At 43.4% G+C, this 2,530-nt stretch carries 3 protein-coding genes; all 3 read left to right on the plus strand.

Going from position 1 to position 2,530, the window contains the following annotated elements:
- Positions 1–867: hypothetical protein (locus ENN47_06940; GenBank protein ID HDP77904.1), on the plus strand; the 867-nt coding region annotated here is incomplete at its 5' end.
- 623 nt (positions 868–1,490) lie between these two features.
- Positions 1,491–1,958, plus strand: coding sequence for a MarR family transcriptional regulator (locus ENN47_06945; protein ID HDP77905.1), 468 nt, complete (start codon positions 1,491–1,493; stop codon positions 1,956–1,958).
- The coding region (locus ENN47_06950; protein ID HDP77906.1) for a hypothetical protein at positions 1,955–2,530 on the plus strand (576 nt) is incomplete at its 3' end. The genes ENN47_06945 and ENN47_06950, both read left to right, overlap by 4 nt.

The following is a 2,530-nucleotide window of genomic DNA, read 5'->3' on the forward strand; positions in this document are numbered from 1 at the left end:
CTTGATGAAGAAGGGGACGAGTTAAACTTTCTTTTCAGGACTGCCTTCTTCGAAAACGAGGAAGACTGCGAGTCTTACACAAGCGATCCCCCTCTCGTTGGCTACAAGGAGATACTTGTGAAGCCGCCTTACAAAAGCAATTTCAGAGGATGGGTCTTCAGGGTCACACCCCCAGAGGATCTCGAGAAGGATCCCTTCCCTGTCACACCTTTAAGAGTAAGAGCAACCGGTGATACATCTGAACTGCAACTGACGGAAACTATGGATAGACTTCGTGAAGCCATCCTCGATGAATACGGAGACATGCACGCTTCGGAACTGAAGACCTACAGGTGGTTTGAAGAGAGTTATCATGGCATTCAAACGGGCACAGATGTCTTCGGCGAGACGAGAGATACAGTCTACTTTCGGACAAACACTTTTGACCTTTCCGAAACCGGGGAGGATTTCGCAATCGTTTACGGACCAATACACTCGCTTACTGGAAAGGCTATCTACTCTAACTTCATAGTATATACGAACGATATCGTCAAAGACCTTCTCCCGCTTCAATCAAGAATTCTCCTCGGTTTCATGAGTATAAACAGCGAGATGAGCGAGGAAAGCAAACTGGGGTTAAAAGGTAGCGCTAAGCGTTTCTTGCCTGACGATCCGAACGCCGATCTCTTCTATGTCTGGAAAGTGGCAAGATCAAACCCGAAAGGCGAAAACTTCTGCGCAGTTATACCGGAATCAGAATATGAACGAATTACTTATGAAGAGCTCTTTATAGCCTTTAGGGCCTACATAGATCCCAGAACGGCAGTAAGCGCCGCCTACGAAGAGATACTAATGGACAAAGTCATATACTTCTCAAACAAAGAATGAAGCAATTACTGTGAATACGTGAGGAAGGGCCAGTAAGGCAATTGTGTTGACCTTTCTTGATCCTATCGATTTGCACTCACAAGTATGATGCAAATGGTTTACTCATAACAAAGATAGCGCATTCTGATTTCTTTCAGAATGACGTGCTCTTGCTTTCCCGAAGCACTACCGCACTCCAAATCTGAGAGGAGAATTTCATGAATTGGTTTTCCGGAAAGATTCTTTGCTCCCATATCTTGTTGATGAAACTAGGTATTGCAGGGGACAACTTGTCATTTTCAGAGTCAATAACCTGCACAACCACAGTCTTTTTTGCGGAATTGCCCTCATCATCCTCCTCAAAGATCTCCAGCAAGGTTTCACCAGCAAAACCATGACCTTCAGGTATTTCTTCTTGAGCGAGTTGTGGTCAAGACTGAATAACACGTAAATTCAGGTGCGCCAAACAAGATACTCTGCAAAATGAGAATGCACTAACCAAAAACTATCAAAAACACGTGAGTTTCTTCTTGTAGCATGACAGTGGCTACTTTCTGACTTTCATTTCCCTTTTCACTGAATTAGCTACTTCAGAACTTCAACTCACGAAGTCGGGGAAACCTCACTGTGGATAGGTGATTTTTGTGAATTTACTTGAAAAAGAGAGATACATATTCGGCTCAATATTCTTTTTGTCAAACAAGTTGCAGACCATTCTTGACCGTAGCTTCCGAACTGAAGGGTTCACTACAAAACAGCTATTCATGACGCTTGTGATTCAACAGTTTGGCGATGTATCTCCAACAATTAATGATCTAGCCAGTGTGATGGGGACTTCCCACCAGAATGTGAAACAGATAGCTTTGAAACTCGAAAAAAGAGGCTTCGTGAGAATCGAGAGAGATAAGGAAGATCGTCGATCAATAAGAGTCATATTGACTGAAACTAGCGAGAGTTTCTGGAAGGAACGAGTTGAAGAGGGCAAAGGTTTTTTAACGGAACTCTTTGATTATTGCAGAGAAGAAGAGATAGAAGGTTTGTACAGAGGTCTCAAAAGACTATCAGAGAAGATTCGGGTTCTCGACAAATCGAAAAAGGAGGTTGACAAATGAAGTTCGCTAAACCAATTATGGTTCTTGTGATTGTTATATCGGTATTATCGGCGTTGGCAGCATCTTACGGCGCATTCGTCGGAGGTGGACCGGGATCTTACCAATTTGAATCTCTTCGTAGCGGAGAAATCACAATATATGGTGAAGGTCTCTACAAATACGAGTCGATAGCTCTCGGACCCCAAGCAAGAGGCCAAGATGTTGTAACGCTCTTCCTATGGATACCCCTGCTCATTATCTCTCTCTATATAGCTCTGAAGAATTCTCTCAGAGGCAAGCTTCTTTTGACTGGCACCATTGGCTACTTCCTCTATACATACACTATGTACACCTTTATTCAGTTCAACGAGATGTACCTTGTGTATATTGCTCTAATGGCTTCGTCGCTGTATGCATTCATTCTCTCATTTATGTCTTTGGAAATTCCGCAACTTAGAGCTGCATTTACCGAGAAAATTCCGGTGAAAACACTCGCTGCATTCCAGATTCTCTCTGCTTTTGGTCTGGCTTTCAGGTGGTTTGCGGATCTTGTACCGTCACTACTGACAGGAACTGCTCCATCCGAACTACAA

Source organism: Mesotoga infera (assembly GCA_011045915.1).
Lineage (GTDB): Bacteria > Thermotogota > Thermotogae > Petrotogales > Kosmotogaceae > Mesotoga > Mesotoga infera_D.